The 2,375-nt window shown below is 56.3% G+C and carries 3 protein-coding genes and 1 pseudogene; 1 reads left to right on the top strand and 3 read right to left on the bottom strand.

Annotated elements, in window-relative coordinates; genetic code table 11:
- Nucleotides 1–144: 144 nt before the first annotated feature.
- Nucleotides 145–1,095, bottom strand: a complete 951-nt coding sequence (locus ACUM6F_RS12650) for an REP-associated tyrosine transposase (RefSeq protein ID WP_445349464.1) — start codon at nt 1,093–1,095, stop codon at nt 145–147.
- A gap of 324 nt (nt 1,096–1,419) precedes the next feature.
- On the opposite strand from ACUM6F_RS12650, the gene ACUM6F_RS12645 reads away from it, so the two are divergent.
- Complete coding sequence (locus ACUM6F_RS12645) at nt 1,420–1,722, top strand: hypothetical protein (RefSeq protein ID WP_445349463.1); 303 nt, start codon at nt 1,420–1,422, stop codon at nt 1,720–1,722.
- Between the two features lie 13 nt (nt 1,723–1,735).
- Here the strand turns inward: ACUM6F_RS12645 and ACUM6F_RS12640 are convergent, their stop codons facing one another.
- Together ACUM6F_RS12640 and ACUM6F_RS12635 are read right to left on the bottom strand one after the other, a co-directional pair.
- Nucleotides 1,736–1,954 (bottom strand): hypothetical protein, encoded by a 219-nt coding sequence (locus tag ACUM6F_RS12640; RefSeq protein ID WP_445349462.1) that lies wholly within the window; start codon nt 1,952–1,954, stop codon nt 1,736–1,738.
- Nucleotides 1,951–2,375: pseudogene (locus ACUM6F_RS12635) on the bottom strand (hypothetical protein); the annotation flags it as partial. The gene ACUM6F_RS12640 and the pseudogene ACUM6F_RS12635, both read right to left, overlap by 4 nt.

The raw sequence follows: 2,375 nt of genomic DNA, 5'->3' as shown, positions 1-2,375 counted from the left end.
CGCCTGCCGTTCAACATAAGCCTCCTGTCAGTCGCCGTACCCCTCCGGGTGCCGCGCATGCCACTCCCGGGCCAGCACTCAACTCGAAGAGCCGTGCCAAGAGAATCAACCCTGCCTCTTCGCGCCTCCCGGAATTGGTTCCGCCTATCCCGCGCCCCTTCCCGTTGAGTGCTGGGTCACCCGCCGCGCCGTTGCGATCACTTCCCGCACCGAGTGTCCCTGTTCAGCCGGCGGCCTGCATGCTTTGCCAGAGTCTTTTCGCACCTCGTTAACCAGCTTGAAGATGGCCGCATCAGAAAGTGAGATATTGCTGCCGATTTCCTTTAACGAGTACTCTTGCCGGATCGCCTCTTTGGCATAAAGTATCTTGTATGGTGTCAAGTGCCTCTTCCTCGAACCTTCCTTAATTAATCTAAAGTCGGCTGGGCTAACGCCGGTATCAGCCAGTATCTCGTCAAGGCTTTTCCTTGCCCGGTTCCCCGTTTGCGGTTCAGGTTGTGGAAACGGCATAAAATCCTCTACGAGAGCCGGACCGTCGTTGTCATAGTCGGTATCGTCCTCTTCGTCCATCAACAGTTCATACTTCCTTAGCGCGTCGCGCTTTTCCTGTGAGAGAATACCCAAAATGATATCGATATCGACAAACCATCCCTGGTTCTTACGGTAATGAATGTCGCTGCTATACGGATAGTCCGAGGCCTGCTGGCATATCCCCGCTCTCTCCGGGTTCCGGTGTACGTATCTCAGTACCGCCAGCAGATAGCGGTCATCGAAAATAGGAATCGCTTTATACCGCCCCTGAAAGACATGCCCCGAACGGTCATACTTCCAGTTGTAATGCCGGCTGTAGGAGCCGTTGATCGCGTGCATAATCATACTCAAAGGCCTGCTGCCCGTCCGTAAGATCAGGTGATAGTGATTGCCCATCACCACATACCCCAAAAGATTAAATCCCATTTTCTGTTTGCAGTCCTCGATACGCTTCAGCAGGTAAGACTTGTCCTCGTCATTCTTAAAGATGTGTTCCCGGTTATTCCCCCGCTGGATGACGTGATAAACCGCTCCTTCATACTCCACCCGTGGTTTCCTGCCCACAAGCAAAACCTCCTGCCACCATTCTAGCAGGAGGCCTCTTCTACTTTCAATGATAAGTTGATAAGTTAGTGCCTGGCACGATCAGCCTTAATCTTCGCCGAACCCGCCGCCGGCACCGCCGGGTCCCCCGCCCGCCGCGGGCCGGTCTACCCGTTCGATGGTACGATAGCCGCAAAAGGCAATACAATACTAAGTCGGCGTTGAAAACCCCTGTACATAAGCAGGAGTTCACAGTCTGTCTCAAACCGGTTATACTGGTTGTAAGATAGTCGATACGTTATGTTTGGCAAACCATGCCGGTCCGCAATGAGAGGAGCGCTTTGGATGTCGTTAGAGATTAATAGGGACTTGCTGGACGTAATCGGAAAAGTCGAGCCCGCCGGGAGCCCCGGGGAAAGCCTTCGAAGGATTGTCGTTGAAAGACTGCGGAGTGAAATACGTAAGTATAGTTTTATGCAGCAGAAATTCGAACAAAAATACCAGATGGACCTAGCCGCCTTCAGGACATCCGAATTCATGCGCGAGGCTTCCTGGGAAGTGGAACAGGACTACTTTGATTGGGAACTGGCCGTAACCCGTTCGGCTGAGTTGCGCGAAGAACTGGAGAAGCTGGCGTCCGGTGAGTAGCGTAGATTCCCTGTTACGTGAGTTGGATACAATCCGTAAGTCCGGGGTAGCGGACAGTGTGCTCGTAATTGATCACGGCCGGTACACCCTGAAGGCGAGGATCTTTATCCGCCCCGACCTTTTCGTACAGGTATACCGCAACGATCGGTTCAACACAACGAGCTTCGCCCTCGTCCTTGGTAACCAAAGGATATACGGCAGAGACCTGCTTGGCGGCAACTGGCACCGTCACCCGTTCGAAGACCCCGGGATACACCAGCCCACCCCGGGAGAGATGCCCACCTTACTGAGCTTCTGGCGGGAGACGGAAGAACTCCTATCAGAAATCTTGTAACCCCCCGTACCCCTCCGGGTGGCGCACATGCCATTCCCAGGCCGTGCGGATGATGGTCTCCAGGTCCCCGCAGCACGGCGCCCGCCCGGCTCCCGCCTGATCCTCGCCGAACCGGCCGCCGGCACCGCCGGGTCCCCCGCCCGCCGCGCCGTCGCGATCACTTCCCGTACCGAGTGCCCCCGCTCGTTGCCCAGGTTGTACACCGCCGACGGCCGCCCTGCCAGCAGCGCCGCCTGCGCCAGGTCGGTGACATGGACAACCGCGTTCCTCTGATCACCGGTTTCCCGACCATCACCCCGCCTGACGGTTGGCCCCTGCC

The organism is Desulforudis sp. DRI-14 (genome assembly GCF_052618305.1).
Note: the sequence above shows the minus strand (reverse complement) of the source record. Positions and strands in the feature narration are given on the sequence as shown.

Bases quoted from the DNA above. Each gene is read 5' to 3' on its own strand.
- ACUM6F_RS12645 (WP_445349463.1), top strand. From the start codon at position 1,420: ATGTCGTTAGAGATTAATAGGGACTTGCTGGACGTAATCGGAAAAGTC.